15 protein-coding genes are annotated in these 19,368 nt (G+C 43.2%); 8 read left to right on the forward strand and 7 right to left on the reverse strand.

Annotated features, from left to right (window positions below):
• Positions 1–145 precede the first annotated feature (145 nt).
• Positions 146–2,308, forward strand: a complete 2,163-nt coding sequence (locus tag K7A41_RS18775) for an ATP-binding protein (protein WP_265714905.1) — start codon at positions 146–148, stop codon at positions 2,306–2,308.
• A gap of 36 nt (positions 2,309–2,344) precedes the next feature.
• Here K7A41_RS18775 and K7A41_RS18780 read toward each other — a convergent pair whose 3' ends face one another.
• Entirely contained in the window at positions 2,345–2,536 is a 192-nt protein-coding gene (locus tag K7A41_RS18780; protein ID WP_028069548.1) for a hypothetical protein, read from the reverse strand.
• Positions 2,537–2,714: 178 nt separating this feature from the next.
• Here K7A41_RS18780 and K7A41_RS18785 point away from each other — a divergent pair, with 178 nt between their 5' ends.
• The gene (locus tag K7A41_RS18785; protein WP_265714906.1) at positions 2,715–2,969 is read left to right on the forward strand and encodes a hypothetical protein; all 255 of its coding nucleotides are present in this window, start codon (positions 2,715–2,717) and stop codon (positions 2,967–2,969) included.
• Positions 2,970–3,059: 90 nt separating this feature from the next.
• Here K7A41_RS18785 and K7A41_RS18790 read toward each other — a convergent pair whose 3' ends face one another.
• Genes K7A41_RS18790 through K7A41_RS18800 form a run of 3 tightly spaced genes read right to left on the reverse strand, consistent with a single transcriptional unit; the run spans position 3,060 to position 4,491 of the window.
• Positions 3,060–3,188: a hypothetical protein gene (locus K7A41_RS18790; RefSeq protein WP_262709473.1), complete on the reverse strand. Its 129-nt coding sequence runs from the start codon at positions 3,186–3,188 to the stop codon at positions 3,060–3,062.
• Positions 3,189–3,219: 31 nt separating this feature from the next.
• Positions 3,220–4,263, reverse strand: coding sequence for a glycoside hydrolase family 43 protein (locus K7A41_RS18795; RefSeq protein ID WP_265714907.1), 1,044 nt, complete (start codon positions 4,261–4,263; stop codon positions 3,220–3,222).
• Positions 4,264–4,320: 57 nt separating this feature from the next.
• Positions 4,321–4,491 carry a hypothetical protein gene (locus K7A41_RS18800; RefSeq protein ID WP_160169482.1) on the reverse strand — a complete coding sequence of 57 codons (171 nt, stop codon included), beginning with the start codon at positions 4,489–4,491 and terminating at the stop codon, positions 4,321–4,323.
• A gap of 148 nt (positions 4,492–4,639) precedes the next feature.
• Here K7A41_RS18800 and K7A41_RS18805 point away from each other — a divergent pair, with 148 nt between their 5' ends.
• Positions 4,640–5,110: a hypothetical protein gene (locus tag K7A41_RS18805; RefSeq protein ID WP_265714908.1), complete on the forward strand. Its 471-nt coding sequence runs from the start codon at positions 4,640–4,642 to the stop codon at positions 5,108–5,110.
• 390 nt (positions 5,111–5,500) lie between these two features.
• Here the strand turns inward: K7A41_RS18805 and K7A41_RS18810 are convergent, their stop codons facing one another.
• A complete protein-coding gene (locus K7A41_RS18810; protein WP_028069545.1) occupies positions 5,501–6,157 on the reverse strand; it encodes a response regulator transcription factor in 657 nt (218 codons plus the stop codon).
• A 7-nt stretch (positions 6,158–6,164) separates the two neighbouring features.
• Positions 6,165–6,863, reverse strand: a complete 699-nt coding sequence (locus K7A41_RS18815; protein ID WP_028069544.1) for a hypothetical protein — start codon at positions 6,861–6,863, stop codon at positions 6,165–6,167.
• A gap of 358 nt (positions 6,864–7,221) precedes the next feature.
• On the opposite strand from K7A41_RS18815, the gene K7A41_RS18820 reads away from it, so the two are divergent.
• Both K7A41_RS18820 and K7A41_RS18825 read left to right on the forward strand, forming a co-directional pair.
• On the forward strand, positions 7,222–7,728 hold the full coding sequence (locus tag K7A41_RS18820) for an RNA polymerase sigma factor (RefSeq protein WP_028069543.1): 507 nt from the start codon (positions 7,222–7,224) through the stop codon (positions 7,726–7,728).
• A 413-nt stretch (positions 7,729–8,141) separates the two neighbouring features.
• Positions 8,142–9,476 carry a GH1 family beta-glucosidase gene (locus K7A41_RS18825; RefSeq protein WP_265714909.1) on the forward strand — a complete coding sequence of 445 codons (1,335 nt, stop codon included), beginning with the start codon at positions 8,142–8,144 and terminating at the stop codon, positions 9,474–9,476.
• 119 nt (positions 9,477–9,595) lie between these two features.
• Here the strand turns inward: K7A41_RS18825 and K7A41_RS18830 are convergent, their stop codons facing one another.
• Entirely contained in the window at positions 9,596–12,478 is a 2,883-nt protein-coding gene (locus K7A41_RS18830) for a two-component regulator propeller domain-containing protein (protein ID WP_265714910.1), read from the reverse strand.
• 176 nt (positions 12,479–12,654) lie between these two features.
• Between K7A41_RS18830 and K7A41_RS18835 the strand changes: the two genes are divergently transcribed.
• The 3 genes from K7A41_RS18835 to K7A41_RS18845 are packed head-to-tail and all read left to right on the forward strand — an operon-like array spanning position 12,655 to position 19,359.
• A complete protein-coding gene (locus K7A41_RS18835; protein ID WP_265714911.1) occupies positions 12,655–15,735 on the forward strand; it encodes a SusC/RagA family TonB-linked outer membrane protein in 3,081 nt (1,026 codons plus the stop codon).
• 21 nt (positions 15,736–15,756) lie between these two features.
• The gene (locus K7A41_RS18840; protein WP_265714912.1) at positions 15,757–17,307 is read left to right on the forward strand and encodes a RagB/SusD family nutrient uptake outer membrane protein; all 1,551 of its coding nucleotides are present in this window, start codon (positions 15,757–15,759) and stop codon (positions 17,305–17,307) included.
• On the forward strand, positions 17,308–19,359 hold the full coding sequence (locus K7A41_RS18845; RefSeq protein WP_265714913.1) for a family 16 glycosylhydrolase: 2,052 nt from the start codon (positions 17,308–17,310) through the stop codon (positions 19,357–19,359).
• Positions 19,360–19,368 lie beyond the last annotated feature (9 nt).

Below are 19,368 nucleotides of genomic sequence, written 5' to 3' on the forward strand. Positions count from 1 at the left end.
ACTATCAGGCGCTGCCTGCTGATTTTAATTTGACGTCAAATTATTCCCCATTATAATAAAAAATACGACAACTGGTTGGAAAATAATCCGGTATTGTTGTAATTTTTTTGTACATTTATGATAGTACAAGGAGTTTTTGGCGAATATGGAGACTATTTTTCAAACTTGCGATCTTAAGACCATCAAACTTCAGCATTTCGGCTGTCTCCTGGTCTTAGACCAACATGACCATATTGTCGGTGTTAGTGACCAAGCGGCAAAGAAAACAAAATTCGCTAGTACTGCGCTATTAGGCAGAAAGTTCCTGGCTGGTTTTTCAAATGTATTTGGTGACAATGCTGTAAAAATCCAAAACGCTATTAACGAGTTCCGTGAAAGCGGCCAGTCTCGGCATATCTTACCATTAAAGGTAGATGGCGAACGTTTATATTTTAAATTTCGAAACCATCAGAGTTTTCTATATGTTGAATGGGAAAGGCAACATAAAAAATACATATCAGCCAAAAAGATAAACGAGTTCAACTTTCTGCTCGATACAATTCATCCTGATAGCTGGGAGCGCGTATGTTTCGCAATCAATAAACTATTAGGTTACGACCATGTTTTCGTTTTACAGATCCAAGAAACTGGTTTCAGCAAAGTCATTGCAGAACACACAGCAGACGGCACTGCCTGCTATAGAAATAAGGCGTTTTCCCGTGATTTTATGCCTCCTGATGTGATAGCATATTACAGCGCTTATTCTTATCGCTATGTCCCGCATATCGACGAAAATCAACAGAACTTTATTTATATAGAAGAAGATCTAGACACAGTTTCGAGTTTGCTCCAGCCGATCCCCGCTCTCCATCAGCTTTTCCTCCAGCAGATCAATGCCAAAAGTGCACTCTTTTTCCGCATCTGTATCGATGGGCAATTTTGGGGCCTGGTCATCGCACGGCATACGAAGAAAAAACAGATCGACTTACAACAACGTAAACTCTGCGCTTTCGCGATACAAGCAGCGGCTAGCAAGTATGAAAGCCATATCAAACAAAATCTACTCGAGCGATCAGAGCTGCTCAAAATTGCTGAGGATGAATTAAAGAAAAGTCTGTCAGAAAATATGATGGTCAACTGCGCACTAGTACAGCATATGGATATCCTGACCCAGCTTGTTCATGCCGACGGACTGGCGATTTTCAACCAAGGGGATGTATTTCATTACGGACAGGTACCTCCGAAGTCACAATTTTATGAAATCGTCCATTTCCTACAGCAACATACAGATAAAGCACTATTTAAAGACTATAATTTCAGACTAAACCATCAGCCTACGTTTCGTGAAAAACTGAATTTTGCTGGTCTAATGTACCTTAAAATAGGTTTGGAAAATGATTATTATCTGGTCTGGTTCAGAAAAGAAGAGGAGAGCCGTGTCATTCAACTCAAAATGCAGGACAGTCAGGGGCTCAGAATTTCGGAAGATATCCAATATGATACAGCCAGACCGTGGAATGATGCCGAAATCAATTTTGTGCTTCGACTCAACCACATCATTAAAGAGTCGATATTCAGAAAGCTTAAAGAGCGACAGCTCCTTAATGAAGAGCTACTCAGCTTAAACAACGAACTGGAAATGTTTACCTATACGCTATCACATGATTTAAAAAATCCACTCTCGATTCTGAAAATGGGTATACAGTTTTTGCAACAGCATACTGACAATATGGACAGGACCAAATCCAATAAATGGTATCAGAATTTTAATCGCAGCATCAGTAATATTGAAGACATTATCAACAATATGGTCCAGCTCAGCCAGCACCGTGCCAATGCTCTGGACAAGGAGCCTCTGCCACTTTCATATACCATTCAGCGGATTTTTCAGGAAAACAAAACCCTTTACAACGCTACCAATTGTCAGCCATCTTTCGGACAGCTCTTCCCAGTGTGGGGTGAAAAAAGTGCGGTTTATCAAATATTCACCAATCTGATTGTGAATGCCATTAAATACTCAGCTCAGGCAGACAATCCCACTGTCCGAATCGAAAGTATCCTTGAGGATGAACACACCCATTACTGTGTTATTGATAATGGCATCGGCATCCCTTCTGCACATTTGCCACATATCTATGAGATGTTTTCGAGAGCCGATAATGTGGGTAATATACAGGGAACAGGAATCGGTCTGTCCCTTGTCAAACGCATCATGGAACGGCTGGGTGGACGTATAGAAATTAATTCCCAAGTAAACGAAGGCACAATAGTACACCTTTACTTTCCTATCGTCAAACCTTTTCCGGATCATATGCTGAATGACTTATAATAAACAGCAAAATGGATTTTGATCCTCTATTTTACATCACTCTTTTTTCTTCTGGTACTTTCTTACAATTACCAGTGTCATGACAAAAATAAAAATGAATACAAAAAGCCACACCCCTGGCTCTGTATACCATTCATTGGAATTACCAGTATTCAGCGCTTCGGTCGTTTTTTCTGTTTGTACATCAACAATCAGCGCGATAACACTCAATATAAGTCTTACTTGCATAACTTCTTCCGTTTCAGAACATCAGTATGAGCACCGCCGTTCCTGCTATGTGGTTTTTATGAATATGTAAAATTGCCGTTATCAGACACGACTACGTTAAACCAATCGCCAATCAAAGTTGTTCTATGGATAAGTGAAGGCTTGCATCAAGCGCACCCCTATCAAAATTCAATATCAGATGGAAAGCATTGTAAAGCATACGATAGTAAAACAAGGTTTAATTATTGCATACTATTTCAGCAATAGGTGGTTTGGAAAGCGATTATTCAACGGACCTGAAACAAAGGACTCAAATGACAAAGAAGCCGAGAACTCCAAGCCCGGGAAAATGGAGCGCGAGGCGCCTCAGGAGGCCAGCCGTAATCGTCAAGACGATGATTTGGATTGGGACGAAAATGTCGAAAATCCGGCAATTCCCAAAAAGACTGATTAGCTTACCTTAGTTGGATTCATATTCCGATCTAAGCCGCATAGACCGGATCTCTGTCTACCTGATCTAACAATTGGAAGACAAACTCATTTATTATCCGGTGGATTGTACCTCAGCTTCGGTCTTGCGGGGCAGTTCGGGGATGATTGGATGTTTCTTCGAAATCACCCCAGTCCCATTGTTGAATAATATTTTTCCAATTAGAATTTCTCTGCTCTTCATCTGGTAATAGCAGCGTGGAATCTTTGAGAGTTCAACGGTCCTCGGCTTCCAACAGTCTAAATTTTTCACCATTAAACTTCGGCACCAATAGGTTTCTACTATTTGCCACAAAATCAACTGGTATGATCGCGGTCCGCCGAGGGGCTACCAGAGAATTCGAATAATGGGTATGGCAAACATAATACCACTGTTCTCCGCTTCGGAATAAATCACCGTGACCAGTTCCAGAAAAACCACTGTTCCTTCGGCTTAGGAAAGGATTTCCTTCGAGCTTGGTCCATGGCCCATAAACCTGCTTCGCAACAGCCACGCCCACAGCGTAGTCGGGATTCCTAAAATCATTAGCTGAATAGAACATGTAGTATAGTTCACCGAAACGTTGTATGGTAGGTCCCTCACTCACGGTCCACGTCACAGCGGCTGAATTTTCCCAGCCATGTTCCGCATGAAGACACTCTTTAAGCGTCTCTTCCTTAATACCTGAATAATCATCTTTTAGTTCGGCTATAAATATTCGGTTTCCATCAGTGAGCCGGACATGGAATAAATACTTTTTTTCATCTTTGTCTACAAATACGAAAGGATCAATCTGCTTGCCTTCCGCAATAATAGGTTTGGCTGTCTCTTGCTTAAAGGGGCCGATCGGTGAATCGCTTTCTGCAATCGCAATGTTTTCATTTGCGGTATAAGCCATGTAGAACCGTCCGTTTTCCTCCCAAACCTGCGGAGCCCAAAATCCTACTGTCCCAAATACATCCTTACTAATTAAAGCGAAACCCGCGTTCGCTCCTATTGGACCAGTCCAATGGTGTAGATCTGCTGATCGATAGACTTTGAATCCTTTAAGGCTATCAGCGTCGCCATTTGTACCATAAAGGTAATAATAGCCTTTGTAATAGAAAATGGTGGGATCTGCCTGAAAAATCCCGTTTTCTTTTTCAGAAGAGAGTCCCGACACATGCGATGTGGCAAAGTCAAACGGCTGAGCATCTTTTGAAGAGCACAAGGACACCAGTGCGTAACCAATGAAAAGCAATGGAACGATCTTTTTTATTTGCTGAAGGATATAAGTCATACCCTAAATTGGCTAAATTATTTCAGTAGCACGGGGTACAATCGTATCAATTAATAATCATTTTGTATCTTTTTTCTTGTTTTCGCTTCTGATTTCTTTTTTGTTGTGTGTTATATCCTCGCCTTTAAACATATTTTCGGTCGACTCTCTGCTATCAAGATTATTCTTATTGAGCACCGTATTGCCTTTACCAGTACGTGTAGTCTTGAAATTAGTTTGTGTTTTCATGAGCTGATTTTTAAATATGAAACAATATTTACCCAAAGAACCATAGCCGGACGATGTTAGTTGGACTAAAATAAAAAACGTTTTACTGTCTACACCTGTTCTATTTAAAATAATATGGACTATTTATAAAACTTTAAATGCATGTGTTATGACACGAATTTCTATGATTCTTCCATTTGTCACCAGCATCGTGTTGGTAATGGCATGTGATAACCAGACTCCACAACAGAAAGCTGAAGACCGGATGCAACATGCTGAAGAAAAAGCTGCCCTAGCCTCCGAAGATGCAATGGCGACGGCTGAAGACGCAGCTGCAAAAAACACAGAGGCCGTTGTTTACGCGAATATCGCTGCAGCCAATGAGGCTGTGGCTAATATACCTGCACCGGTACTGTCCAATGAGGAAGCAAAAAAACTATACAGAAAGCTGGGACGCACAATTGTGGACCGTATTAACGTTAAAACAGCCGCGGAAGCAATGGATAAAGAGCACGCAATCACTGACATTAAAAACGAGCTATTAAATAAATTGCAATCGGGAAAAATCACGCAGGAAGATGTTGATCAGATACGGAAGTATCTTGCTGACTGCCTTGTGGCTGCGCAATCGACACGTTAGCTTTTATCTATAACTAAAGACAGTCATGAATATACAATTACATCAGGATTGCATCGAAGCTTGCTGGAGGTGTTTAACGGCGTGTCAGCACTGTGTTATGAGATGCACAGCGGAAAAAGATATCGCGGTCCTGGCCCAATGCATTGCCCTGAGTATGGAGTGTTCAACCATTTGTTCCATGCTCGCACAATTGATGTCCATGGAAAGTTTCTATGCTAAGAAGCTGCTGAGCATTTGCGCTGAGATCTGTTCCAACTGTGCAACAGAATGTTACCAACACAAGAATATCCATTGTCAGGCCTGTGCCAAGGCCTGTGAGGCTTGTGCAATTGCCTGCAACAAACTACTGACGTAGCACCATTATCTTAGACAACCAATACGAATAGACTTTTAATTTAAAATGCCGTGTTCAAAAGCAAATTTTACCAAATGTGCTGTATTCTTCACCCCAGCCTTTTCTATTAAATTCTGGCGATGTCCTTCGACGGTGCGCTTGCTCAAAAATATTTTATCGGCGATCTCTATATTCGTGTATCCTTCGGCAATTAATTTCAGAACTTCCAGTTCACGTTCGGAAATATCGAAGTCCATTTGTAAAACCGTAGATGATTGTATATACGTTTGCCCTGAACGCACTTGTTCTAGCAACAACATCGAAATCTCCTCACTCATATAACGCCCTCCGGTGGCAATGTGCTTCAAAGCAAATAGTAGCTCGTTATAACCGACATTCTTGACCAAATATCCCGCAAGGCCATATTCAAACGCCTCGATCACATAGTTAATTTGGTTTAACATAGATAGGATAACGACTTTGACATCCGGATAAGCCTCTTTCAACTGCTGCAAAAGTTCCATGCCGTCCATCTCCTCCATACTGATATCTGTTAAAACGATATCGGGAGAAGTATGGGTATACAAGAAGTTCAGTGCTTCACGACCGTTTGACGCTTCTCCTACTACCTCAAAGTCGTCTTGCGATTCCAGTAGTAACTTAATGCCGTTACGTACCACCATGTGGTCCTCCACCAATAAGATTTTTATCATTGTTTTTTTAAATCGTTAATTTCAATAAAATACCTGTTTCTACCGTTTCATTGAGGATATCTGCGCTGTATAGCTCCGCGATTTTTCGTAATCGCAAAGGAGAACTACTCGTTTTGGCACTAGCTCTTGAGCCATCCTTTCGAAAATAAGGAAGTACTTTGATAATGACTGCAAAATCGATAAGCTGAACCGATAAGGAAATGGCTTGTACGGTAAGTTCATCTTTCAGATATTCAAACAATGTAGTCAGAAGTTTGAAAAGATGAACTTGCATATAATGTGGCATTTCTTTAAGGTTTGGATCAAGCAGGATATCAATAGATAAACCCAGTCGCTGCTTGTAAGACGCCACGACCTCGTCTACTGCATGAAAGATCCCCAGATCATTCAAAATCGGATTATACAGTAAAACAGCTTTGTTGCGCAGTTCTATTACGAGCGTGGTCAACGCATCCCGAAGGCAACGTAATTCTTCAAAGTCACCATGTCTATTGGTAAAATTTTGCAATGAGATCCGCATTCCGTATAATTCTTGGGCAAGCTCATCACGAAAGTAACGACCTATCCGGCCCAGATCATCCTGTTGACTGCGTATAATAGATTTATAAAAATCTTCCTGGCTTCCCTCCCATAGTTGATTTGTATCCTGCAGACGCTGTTCTGCCCGCGACGGATCTATATAGATACCTTTGTTATCGTCCCCCATAGTATTTCGCTTTCATGTTATAACTAATAACCGTTTTCATGCAGCAACTGTTTTTAAAAAATCATAAAGTTGTCTCCTTTAAAGGACTACGTATAAATACGTATTCGCCTCCATTAAGGTGGGGATAAAACTCTGGGAAAACACTTGTTGTTAAAGTAAAAAACACCTTAATTCGGATTTAACCTCATGCTCATACGAGCAAGAAACAAACCATTAATAAATTGTCACACAATCATTTACACAGTTCAAGCACTCAGTTGGCTGAGTTTTTTATAGTTTGTCCAGTGGGTGCTTGCTGAATTTTCTAGCACCTTAATTGTAGTTACTTACGCACTGATATACACTAAAATTAGAGCATATGGAAAATATCACAATCGATCAACTGTTTAAAGAAAAAAGACCTGCATTAAAATATTTAGCGGCGCAGTTTACCAATGATCCAGACGAAAGAGAGGACTTGGTACAGGAGACCATGGTGAGATCGCTATCTTCCATAGAAAAGTTCTTGAAGCACCCAAAATTGATGTCCTGGCTTTATATCATCATGAAGAATACCTATATCAATCAGTATACGCGCAACAAACGGCTGGAAAATTACCGAAATGAATATATAAGTATGGGCTATGCTAACGAAATTACCGGCAATAGAGGTGAGAACAATTTTGTTGCTTCTGATATTCAACATGCGCTCCATTGTCTTCCTAAAGATCACTACAACGCATTTGCAATGTTTTTGGAAGGTTTTAAATACTATGAGATTGCCGAGCACTTGCAGATTCCGGAAGGAACAGTGAAAACACGTATACATATGGCCCGGAAATCCCTTCAGAAGCAACTCAAGACGTACTCAAAAAGCATATTCTAAATAGGGTAAGATTTTATAGTATAAGCAGGGCGTTCAGATGGGAAACGCCTTGCTTTCTTTTGGGAAACCTATGTTACAGACCTTGTGAGACATGCTTCTACCTGCCGTTGAAGGGCAAGTACAAAAATAATCCAATTTTTCATGACCGCGTATTGATTGCATATAAAGTGAATTTACTTACTTTTAATAATTAATTCATATCCAAGTAATACCGTTTTCGTTTCTTTATTATAGGAGAATTCATATAGTCAGGAAATAATTAAAAACAAATGAAGACGATCAGCTATTTTTTCCAGCGGATGATATTACGGATGTTCTTACGCCGATTCAGTTCTTTCTATTCACCGCTTCGATTCCATAAAACGTAAACGTATCAAGCTGGATAAGTAATTCGGCAATTATTTTAACGATAAATGCATTTAACCAAAGATGCCTTTGGCAAAGATTTCATCTGGGGAGTATCTACCGCGGCTTATCAGATCGAGGGGGCACATGATCTATATGGGAAAGGGCCTTCGATCTGGGATGTCTTTGTACAAAAAAGGAACCGTATATTTCAGAATCAGCATGGCAATATAGCGTGCGACTTTTATCATCGGTACAGCGATGATCTATCGCTGATGCGAAATATGCATATCCCGAATTATCGGTTTTCACTTTCTTGGAGTCGCATAATTCCACAGGGGACTGGAGCTATTAACGCTTATGGGTTAGATTTTTACGATAGGCTGATTGATCTTTCGCTTGAACTGGGTATCACGCCGTGGGTCACCCTTTATCATTGGGATCTCCCGCATGCACTCGAAAAAAGAGGAGGCTGGGTAAACCGCGATGTGAAAGAGTGGTTTGGGGAATTTGTCGCCAAGTGCGTCCGTGCTTATGGCGATCGTGTGAAGCATTGGATGGTGTTGAATGAACCCACCGTATTCACTGCGGCAGGATATTTTTTTGGTGTACATGCACCGGAGCGGAAAGGCTTGGGCAACTTTCTGGCCGCTACGCATCATGCAGCGCTGTCACAGGCTTATGGAGGCCATATAATCAAATCTATATTGCCGGATAGCTATGTAGGTACAACGTTCTCCTGTTCTCATGTCGAGCCCTTTTCCGACAAAAGTAAAGATATCGTGGCAGCAAAAAAGGCGGATGTACTCCTCAATAGACTATTTATAGAGCCCTTATTGGGGCTCGGGTATCCAACCGAGGAGATCAGCATTCTTCGCCGCATTGAAAAATATATGAAGCCAAACGATGAGAAGGAATTACGATTTAACATGGATTTTATCGGTATCCAAAATTATACCCGCGAAATCATCCGCTATGCTCTGTTTGTCCCCTACCTTCAGGCAAAGATTGTATCCGCCAAAGAACGGAAAGTCGATATGACAGAGATGAACTGGGAAGTCTATCCCGAATCGATTTATCAAGTGTTAAAAAAGTTTGGCGCCTACCCTAATATGCCCCCCCTCATCATTACGGAAAATGGTGCCGCATTTGCAGATACCGTTGAAAATGGCCTCGTCAATGATCCCAGAAGAACAGCATATCTACAACAGGCCCTCCAACAGGTTTACAGGGCCAAACAGGAAGGTGTACGAGTAGACGGTTACTTCGTTTGGACTTTCTTAGACAATTTTGAATGGGCAGAAGGCTATAGACCACGTTTTGGACTCGTGTATGTAGATTTTGAAAGCCAACAGCGTATACTAAAGTCCTCCGGACGCTGGTATGCTGATTTTTTAAAATAACGCGCAGCTTTTGCTTATCATTAAATACGCCAAAGACGCTATTAGTTTATATAACTATCCTAAGATTCCTTCCTAAAGTTCCTTTTTGGGTATTGCTGCTCCATCCATATCCCATATCCTTAAAGCGTGTTCAGATAATCACTTAAAGACAGTTCCGTACCGATCTGCAGTTTCTTTCGAAGTCTATAGCGGTGGATCTCAACTCCTCTGACAGTAATATTCTGCAATTGCGCAATCTGTTTGGAAGTAAAATGAAGCTTGAGGTAAGCGCATACTTTAAGATCATTTCGCGATAAGCCAGGATGTCTCGCCTTTAATTTGTTCAAAAAACCGTCGTTGAGTTCGTCGAAATGAGAGGCAAACTGATTCCAGTTCGCACTGTTTTTATCAATATCTTTGAGCAGGTTATTGATGCGCCTCAAATTAGAATCCTCGTCATCTCCAGTATCAAGTTTTGCCAGCTCATCCCTGATTTTGATTAGGGCACCTGAATTTTCAAGCAGCTGCATGCTGGTACTTGCCAATTCCTTGGTTTTATTGATCACTTCGTTTGCCAGCCTCTCGTTATTCAGTTTCACAATCTCTTTTTCATTTTTTTCTATTTCCAGCTGATGGATATAACGAAGCTGTTCCATCTGTTGCTCATGCTTCTGTTGTTGTCTGGTCCACCGTAGTTGCTGCCAGCGCATAAGTCCAATAACACAGAGAACGGCAAGTAGACCGTACAGCATCTTTGCCCATATGGTCTTGTACCATGGTGGTAGTACGACAAAGCGGTAAGATGTAACTGCTGACTCCTGATTCAGATTGTTTCGCACCTTGAGTAGAAACGTATATTGACCTTCCTGTAAGTTCGTATAGGATTTATCAGATTGGGACGACCAGGAGGACCACTGCTCATCATAACCGACAAGCTTATAACTAAATTCCAGGTGCTGATAAATCCCATAACTCGGCGAAGAAAAATTAAATCGGAAAGCGTTAAATTCAGAAGGCAGTTCCGGAGATTTTTCTACGTTTGTAGTTAACGCTTCCGAAAAGTAGCCGGCAAAAATAAGACTGTCCTTCTTGCCGGTCGCCACGACCCGTGACAACATCGCCACTGGTTTAGAAGGCTGTTTAATATACTTATCAAAATTGATATGAATAACGCCTTTTTCAGCACCTATGTAGATATTGTTTCTATTAAAACAATAAATATGTTCAAATCCGGAGGTGTTCATACCTTCAATTTCGGGAAAATTAATCAGCTGGTAATTTCCACGTTTGGAGTCAAATTTCCCAACGCCCACCATTTTTTTTGTGCAGAACCAAACATTACCATCCTGATCATCCTGCAAATACCGTATCGTCAAATTTTTAAAGGCGGCAAAGTGTTCCGCAGGCACAAATTTCTCTTGGTCATAGTCATATCGATATAGGCCTTTCTCGGTCGCGAACACAACTTGATTCTTAACTTTGAATACATAATTTTGGTAGTCGGCTGGCAGACCATGCTTCTTTGTATAAAGCTTGGTATGATACGACCGTCGGTCCGACGATAGCAGGATACGATATATTCCTCTATAAGGATGTGAAGCCCAAATTGTTCCATGTTCATCCTGTTCAAGAAAACGAAATGAGTCTGACAATCCTTTCAACAGTCCACTTGAAAAAAAATTTCCTTCTTTAAACCCCAGTAATCCCAGCCCTTGATAAGTGCCAACCAATGTATTTTCAACAGGATAAACCATGCTAAGGGGCAAAAGCCTCCAAGTGCCTATGTCCTGTGAGAGCGGTAGCAGATGTCCTTCCCTGATCTCAAAAAGGCCTTTGTTATGCCCCAAAAGCAGACGTCCATTAAGCTGTTCGAGGCGCCAGGCCTCACCCCCGTCACTCCGCTGGAGCAGCGAAAATGAGGCCGGAGACCGGCTATGATCCGATATCCCCTGTTCTATCGCTGCATGATAAACGCCATTTGAAGAAGAAAGATAAAGCCGTTGATTAAAAATCAGGGACGAATAACCAGTCACATCGTTCTCCAAATTTGGTCTGAAATAACGTATGGCACTACCATGGCTGATAACGGAAATGAAGTTATCTGTCCCCACCCAGATATTTTTTTGCCGGTCGACAAAGACTGCTGTGACATTCTTGTTGTGCAGGCCTTCGCGAATACCGATCCGTTGTAGGGTATGGCCATGAACATCTCGAATATGGCAACCATCTTTCGCATTGCCGGATACAAAGGTAGAATCATCTATTTTCGCCAGGGATGGTGTATAACTACCATCCCAGGACGACAAATTGAGAGGAGTTAATTTTCCATTTTGAAGGGCATAGCTCTCATTATTTAAAGTCGACAATAGCATACGGTTAGCTGTCGAAGGTAATATAGATGCTATTTTAGTATTTTTAAACGGTAGATCCGGCAGATAAGGAATCCATTTATTCTCATGGTATTCCAGAATACCATGCTGCCTGTCCTGTGCAAATAACCTGTCTCCGGACCTCCCGATATAGAACCATTCAGCAGCAGCAGGATGACATTGTATTGTTTGCCCTTTTAATTCAAAAATAACATCTGTACCCCGAAAAAAAATAGATTGCCCCAACCCAACCGTATTCCAGATATCGGCAAAGTTACGATACTTTTGAGGGACCAAATGTCTTAGTGAAGTATACTTCAGCCCCATTTGTGCCGAGCGCTCAAAGTACCCAAAATCACCCTGCCCTCCAACATAAATGCGATCGTTGTCATCCACCCATAGCGAGCGGATGTTCGTATGATTGGGCAGAGGGAAAGTCTTCCAATATCTTCCATCAAAGGTAAGCAGACCTTCACTATTGCCAAAATACATGATACCGTGACTATCCTGTTTAATATCCCAAGTACGGCTCCCTCCCTGATAGACAGATTTACCATAATTATAGACAAGGGGAAGACCAAGCAGATCCTGGCCCCAGAGCCGGCATGAAAACAAAGTCGAGAGGATGAAAAAAAGGATGACAAAATACTTCATAATAATTCCCTTCAATTGGCTGACGTAAACTTGACGTACCCCAAATATATTGATTTTTGAGAGATACCAAGATATGATGTAGTGTTGAAGTACCACTAAAATTCGATATTGCAGCCACTACACTTAATTTTGAAATTGATAATTATAAACAATTCCTAAATTTTAATTCGTTACACATGAGAAATACAATCAGTATTATTGCCAGTGCTGCCCTATTCTCCTGCCTGACCAACAATGTAAACGCGCAGAGCAGGACGATCAGGGGGCGGATTACCAACGAACAGGGGGCACCTGTCGTGGCCAGTATTATTGTACAGGGCAACTCCAAAGTTGGTACAAGCAGCAACGAAAACGGGGAGTTCACGCTGTCGCTTGCTCAGCAGTACGGCTATCTTGTCATCTCTTCATTAGGGTACGAAACAAGAACAGTATCCATCGGTGGCGATATTTTGAACATTGAGCTGAAACCTAAAGAAGATTTCAACTTGGAGGAAGTGGTAGTCGTAGGCTATGGCACCCAACGCAAGGGAGATCTGACAGCACCCATCGGCACTGTGAATATGGAAGAGATGAGCAAAAGAACGGTTACAAATCCTATGGACGCTCTCCAGGGAGCAGTCACCGGCGTCCAGATTGTCAGTTCCGGAGCCCCCGGATCGAGTCCATCCGTGCGTGTTCGCGGTGTTGGATCGTTTAATAATGATAGTCCGTTATATGTCGTTGACGGCATGTTTATGGATAACATCGATTTTTTGAATCCAAATGATATTGCTGATATCTCCATTCTGAAAGATGCATCCGGTGCCGCGATCTATGGTGTACGAGCAGCTAATGGCGTTATCCTGGTCACCACCAAAAAAGGCCGCCTAAATATGCAACCCAGAATTACCTACAACGGTTTTGCCGGTTTTCAGACGCCCACCAATGTTCTAAAGATGGCGAACGCACAGCAGTATGCAGCTTACGCAGTCGCGACAGGAAATGAAGCTTTTGTCAAAAGCTCGGTGGAAAAGTTTGGGGGCACCGAATCCCATCCAGCAATGGATACAGATTGGTTTAAAGAACTGCTGCGCAGTAAAGCTCTCCTTACTAACCATAACCTCGACATCATGGGCGGTGCTGAGAAAATAAGCTATTCCATGGGGCTCAACTATAGCAAGCAGGAAGGAATTATGGATGCCAGCAATATGAATCAAAAGTACAATATCCGAATGCAGATGGATGCTAAAGTAACCGATTGGCTAAAAGCAGGATTTACGGCACATTTTAACAATTTCAAGACTTACTCGCCCGACAATGCCGCTTTTAGACAGGCCTATTTTGCATCGCCCCTCTATCCAGTCTACGATCCGTCACTTGAACTCGCTAAACCGGAGAAATTTGGATCCAGTACAGCGATCGGTATGCAGTCGGGATTCTGGTACAACAACCCCATTGCCACGGCATTTTATAACACAAATCAGACCAGAGGCTTTCAGATTTTGCCTACCATCTACCTAGAAGCCGCATTGTGGAAAGACAAGATCACATTTCGTTCACAGCTTAGCCAACGTTACCAGTCTACCCATAACATTAATTACGATCCCGTCTATTATATTGATAATGACCAACGCAATGATCGCTCCTTCTTACGCTCCGCCCAGGCACGCAACAACAACTATATACTAGACAATCTCCTGACGTACAAAGATCAGTCCGGCAAGCATCACTGGTCCGTACTGCTGGGGCAATCCTCCCGTGAGGAACGCTGGCGCGAAACGTGGGTACAAGCTAATGACGTTCCGGCATCGGAAGAATTCTGGTATGTGGGTGTAGGCGCTCAAGGTATTGGATCTGCGACTGGCTATGGTGAAAACGGCTCCCGGAATGCCGGTATTTCCTACTTTACCAGAGGCACTTATGATTATGACAACAAATATCTGCTAACGGCCACTTTCCGTACCGATGGAAGTTCAAAATACCAAACTAAATGGGGCTATTTTCCATCGGTAGGTTTAGGTTGGGTGCTGACCCGTGAAAAGTTTATGGAAAATCAGCATCTTTTTAACCAGTTGAAGATTCGCGGGAGCTGGGGTAAACTGGGTAATGACGGCATACAGCCCAATGCAGGTTACGCGACCGTGTATTCTGGCAATAATTTCTCCGGAATTTTTGGAAGCGAGGGCACAACAAATGGAACCCGTGTACCGGGTTATCGTATCGGCCGTTTTTTCACACAAGTACGCTGGGAAGTTGTTGAAGAATGGGATGGTGGTATTGATTTTGCAATGTTCAACAATCGCCTGAACGGTACCATAGACTACTATCACCGTACAACTAATGATCTCGCTTTCAGCAGGCCGATCCCATTCTCCTGGGACCGTGTTTATGGTAACTGGGGACGTGTGGCCAACAGTGGTTGGGAATTTGGGCTACAATGGAAAGACAAAACCGGTGATTTCGGCTATGCGATCGCAGCCAATGCAACGACGCTCAAGAATCGCGTCAAGGATCTAGGAGGACTGGAAAATATCATGAATGGTTACCCCGAATGGTCAGCTGAATTTCCAGCGCGCATCGAGCTCAACCAACCAATCAACTTCTATTATGGCTACGAAGTAGCGGGTGTGTATCAAAATCAGGCCCAGATTGACGCTGACCCCATTGCCAAAAAATACAATCAGCAAAACCCCAATTCACCCATCCTGCCGGGCTACCTCCAATACAAGGATCAGAACAATAATGGTGAACTGGATGAAAAAGACCGGGTCAACCTTGGTAGCTATCTTCCGAAAATCACATACGGCTTTAATCTTGCATTTGATTACAAGAAATTTGACCTTAGTATTGCCTTTCAGGGCGTAGCTGGCAATAAGATCCACAACCTGAACCGCGCCATGCGCCGAAAGTATAATCAGATGAATGCTGACGCTGCGTTTATCGAAAGTCTCTGGACAGGCGAAGGCAGCAGCAATACACATCCTTCTGCCGGAGGTTCGGTGGCCTCCTGGAATCTGCAAGCGAGTTCATTTTTTGTGGAAAGTGGTGCCTATCTGCGGATACAGAATATCCAGCTCGGGTATAGCTTTGATCTCAATAAAATACCAGTTCGTATTTTTGCAACAGCTGACCGCCCCTTTATTTTTACCAAGTATAATGGATTTACGCCTGAAATTAACGCTACTGGATTAGCTCCTGACGTCAGAGGGATGGGATTCGATGCTAACGTCTATCCAGTGGCGTCAACGTATAGTGTTGGTATAAAAGTGTCTTTTTAATTACACCCTAAATTTAATCATATGAAAAACTTCAGATATATCTTGATCGCAAGTTGCTTAGGCCTTTCATTGTGCATGAACAGCTGCAGTAACTTTTTAGATAAACCGTTGGAAAATCAACAGCGTTCCGAAGAAATAGATTACAGCAACACCGCACTGATGTATGGTCCTGTATCAGGTGTCTACCGTTCTGCTGCCGATGATAACCTCGTTCAGTGGATCGATCTTTCCATCCGATGCATGCGAGACGACGACTATCAGCAGGGCGCTCCAAGTCCGAACGATAATCCTGAACTGATGGCCATCAAGAATTTTCAGAATGATGTCACCGTACAGTCCTACTGGGGACTCAATCAATCTTGGATCAGCTATTATAGTTTAGTCATCGCGGCCAACAACGCCTTAATTGAACTAGATCAGTTTGCCGCTAAAATTCCAGCAACAAATACAGCGGATCTTAAGCTCAACAAACAGTATAAAGCCGAAGTGCGATTTCTTCGAGCTTACGCTCATCTGATGGCTTCGCGTCTTTTTGGGAATGTCCCAATACTGACCGACAGTGACAATATAGGACGTCTGGCTACTATCAACAAAAGTACCGCAGCGGAAGTCCGACAGTTTATCATTGATGAAATGAACAGCTGTGCAGAAGATCTCGAAGATGCCCGTCCCAACCAATCCAAGCATGCTGGCGCTGTCACAAAATATTCTGCGTTACTGTTAAAAGCGAAAGCTGCTGCAGATCTGGCAGCTAATGACAATAGCAGTGTTTACTGGAATGAGGTATTGGATGCAACAGACAAAATTATAGGAAGCGGCAAATTTTCACTGTATCCTAATTATTATGAACTCTTCAAAATACCAGGGAAATTAGCCAATGAATCATTATTTGAATTACAATATTCGGACTTCGGACTAGGGGCCGGTGACATCGTACGGCCGGGGGTGGATTGGGGCACCTTCTTTAAATGGCAAGGTCCATCCGGGGATCAGAAAGGCAGTCCGATTTCTGGTGCCGGCTGGGTGCCTCCTTCGCAGGATGTTGTGGATTTTCTGACCGGCCGTGGCGAGACCGAACGTTTAAAGACGACTATTCTCCACTGTGGCATCAATGGCAATCCGGCAACGACCGCCACAACTCCGAGCGGAGATGTAGTCTATGGAAACCCCTTTGGCATCAAATATTTTAATGGCAAAGCCTATCTGCCAAAATCGCAGATGACGCCCGGAAGGATGGAGTATGGGGCCAACAATAATGTCCGTATATTGCGCTATGCAGATGTGTTGCTGCTCAACGCCGAAGCGAAAGTCAGAAAAGGGCAAAATGGCGACGAACCTTTTGGACTGGTCCGGGAGCGGGCCAAGTTAGCACCGATACACAACGTTACACTCTCCCAGATTTTAGACGAACGCAGAGCTGAATTCGCCTGCGAATGGTGGGGCGAACGTTTTAATGATCTCGTGCGCACAGGGCGTGCAAAAGATGTATTCGGCGGTAAATTTATACCCGGCGTAAGTGAATATTTGCCTATTCCACAAACACAGATTGATGCTAACCCTAATTTTAGATAAATGATGATATCTGGAAGAATATTAATTTTTGCAGCGATACAGCTCTTGCTGCTAAACTGGACATGGGCGCAGGAACAACAGGCAGTCAAGACAGAAATTGTCAAACTGAAGGAGGGCTACACCATCATGCGTGACGGACAGCCGTACTTTATTAGAGGTGCCGGCGGTACCAGTAACATGGAAAAACTGAAAGCGTATGGAGGAAACTCCATACGCACCTGGAGCCCACAAAATGGCACAGAAATCCTGAACAAGGCGCAGCAGCTGGGACTCACTGTGACCTTGGGGCTTGATGTAAAAACCGAACGGCATGGTTTTGACTATAACGATGAAGTCGCAGTCGCCAGGCAATTGGAATACCTGCGTACCGTAGTTGGCCAATATAAGGACCACCCTGCACTGTTGACATGGGGAATCGGTAATGAGCTCAACCTGCACTACAGCAATCCCAAAGTTTGGGACGCTGTCAATGCAATTGCGAAAATGATTCGCGAGATCGATCCAAATCATCTGATTACTACAATGCTGGCTGGGGTCAATCAAAAAGAAATCGATTATATCAAGGAGAAATGTCCCGAGTTAGACCTGATCGCCGTACAGGTCTACGGTGGACTCGCTGCTGTACCTCAGCAGCTACGAAGAGCAGGCTGGGACAAGCCTTATATTGTAACCGAATGGGGGCCTACTGGGCATTGGGAAAGCATACAAACCCCTTGGGGTGCCGCCATAGAGGAGAGCAGCCACGAGAAAGCCACCGTTTATAAGAATAGATATGAGACTTCTGTAGGCAAGGACAAGAATTGTCTAGGGGCCTACGTCTTCCTCTGGGGGCAGAAACAGGAACGTACACCCACATGGTACGGTCTATTTACAGAAGCTGGGGAAGAAAATGAAGTAGTGGATGTGATGCAATTTCTTTGGTCTGGCCAATGGCCTGCCAATAAAGCTCCGAGACTGGATTCTCTCATTCTGGATAATAGAAAGGCGAAAGACTTCATCTATTTGCAGCCCGGCAGGGACTACCCATTGGAGGTATTTGTCAGCGATCCTGATGGCGATCAGTTGCAAACACGCTGGGAACTGCTCCATGAAAGTACCGACTTAAAAGAAGGAGGCGACCGTGAGGAACGCCCTGACTCGCTCGGAGGACATATCAAAAAACAGTCCGGACAGAGGGCCATCTTAACAAGTCCCCTACAAGAAGGAGCCTACCGCATCTTTGTGTATACAAGCGATGGTCACAATAACGTAGCTACCGCCAACATCCCCTTTTACGTCACCGGTGATACGACCAAAACCAAGGCTCTCGTCTTCCGCTTTTCGGACTCTCCTGTATGGTTTGATGAATTCAATGACAAAGGTTTGCCTGACAAGACCAAATGGTCATACGACGTAGGATCGTTACACAACGGCTGGGGAAACAATGAACTGCAATATTATATGGACGCTTCACTCAAAAATTCGATCATGGAGAACGGCGTGCTGAAAATAAGGGCAATCAAAGAAAGCAGAGAAGGTAAGGCATATACATCAGCCCGATTAGTCAGCAAAAATAAAGGTGACTTCACTTACGGCAGATTTGAGGTCCGCGCCAAACTCCCTAAAGGCCGCGGAACATGGCCAGCTGTCTGGATGCTGCCTACAGACTGTACCTACGGAGGTTGGCCCAACTCTGGCGAGATTGATATAATCGAGCATGTCGGATACGATCAGGATATGGTGCATATTTCTACACACAGCAAAGCTTACAATCATGGTATAAATACACAAAAAACGGGAAATAAGCGCGTACTGGGTGCTACCGATAATTTCCATCTTTATCGCGTGGACTGGACCCCATCCTATATCAAGGGCTTTGTCGATAATGTTGAGATCTTCCACTTTGACAATGAGCATAAAAGTTTTAGCGAATGGCCCTTTGATCAGAAGTTTCACCTGCTGATCAACTTGGCCGTGGGCGGCAACTGGGGTGGAAAAGAAGGAGTGGACGACTCGGTATTTCCCGCTATTTTTGAAATCGACCATGTACGCGTGTACGAGCTTTTAAGGTAATTTCCGGCA

The sequence above is a fragment of the Sphingobacterium sp. InxBP1 genome, assembly GCF_026191775.1.
Classification (GTDB): domain Bacteria; phylum Bacteroidota; class Bacteroidia; order Sphingobacteriales; family Sphingobacteriaceae; genus Sphingobacterium; species Sphingobacterium thalpophilum.

Bases quoted from the DNA above. Each gene is read 5' to 3' on its own strand.
- K7A41_RS18775 (WP_265714905.1), top strand. From the start codon at position 146: ATGGAGACTATTTTTCAAACTTGCGATCTTAAGACCATCAAACTTCAG.
- K7A41_RS18780 (WP_028069548.1), bottom strand. From the start codon at position 2,536: ATGCAAGTAAGACTTATATTGAGTGTTATCGCGCTGATTGTTGATGTA.
- K7A41_RS18785 (WP_265714906.1), top strand. From the start codon at position 2,715: ATGGAAAGCATTGTAAAGCATACGATAGTAAAACAAGGTTTAATTATT.
- K7A41_RS18790 (WP_262709473.1), bottom strand. From the start codon at position 3,188: ATGAAGAGCAGAGAAATTCTAATTGGAAAAATATTATTCAACAATGGG.
- K7A41_RS18795 (WP_265714907.1), bottom strand. From the start codon at position 4,263: ATGACTTATATCCTTCAGCAAATAAAAAAGATCGTTCCATTGCTTTTC.
- K7A41_RS18800 (WP_160169482.1), bottom strand. From the start codon at position 4,491: ATGAAAACACAAACTAATTTCAAGACTACACGTACTGGTAAAGGCAAT.
- K7A41_RS18805 (WP_265714908.1), top strand. From the start codon at position 4,640: ATGACACGAATTTCTATGATTCTTCCATTTGTCACCAGCATCGTGTTG.
- K7A41_RS18810 (WP_028069545.1), bottom strand. From the start codon at position 6,157: ATGATAAAAATCTTATTGGTGGAGGACCACATGGTGGTACGTAACGGC.
- K7A41_RS18815 (WP_028069544.1), bottom strand. From the start codon at position 6,863: ATGGGGGACGATAACAAAGGTATCTATATAGATCCGTCGCGGGCAGAA.
- K7A41_RS18820 (WP_028069543.1), top strand. From the start codon at position 7,222: ATGGAAAATATCACAATCGATCAACTGTTTAAAGAAAAAAGACCTGCA.
- K7A41_RS18825 (WP_265714909.1), top strand. From the start codon at position 8,142: ATGCATTTAACCAAAGATGCCTTTGGCAAAGATTTCATCTGGGGAGTA.
- K7A41_RS18830 (WP_265714910.1), bottom strand. From the start codon at position 12,478: ATGAAGTATTTTGTCATCCTTTTTTTCATCCTCTCGACTTTGTTTTCA.
- K7A41_RS18835 (WP_265714911.1), top strand. From the start codon at position 12,655: ATGAGAAATACAATCAGTATTATTGCCAGTGCTGCCCTATTCTCCTGC.
- K7A41_RS18840 (WP_265714912.1), top strand. From the start codon at position 15,757: ATGAAAAACTTCAGATATATCTTGATCGCAAGTTGCTTAGGCCTTTCA.
- K7A41_RS18845 (WP_265714913.1), top strand. From the start codon at position 17,308: ATGATGATATCTGGAAGAATATTAATTTTTGCAGCGATACAGCTCTTG.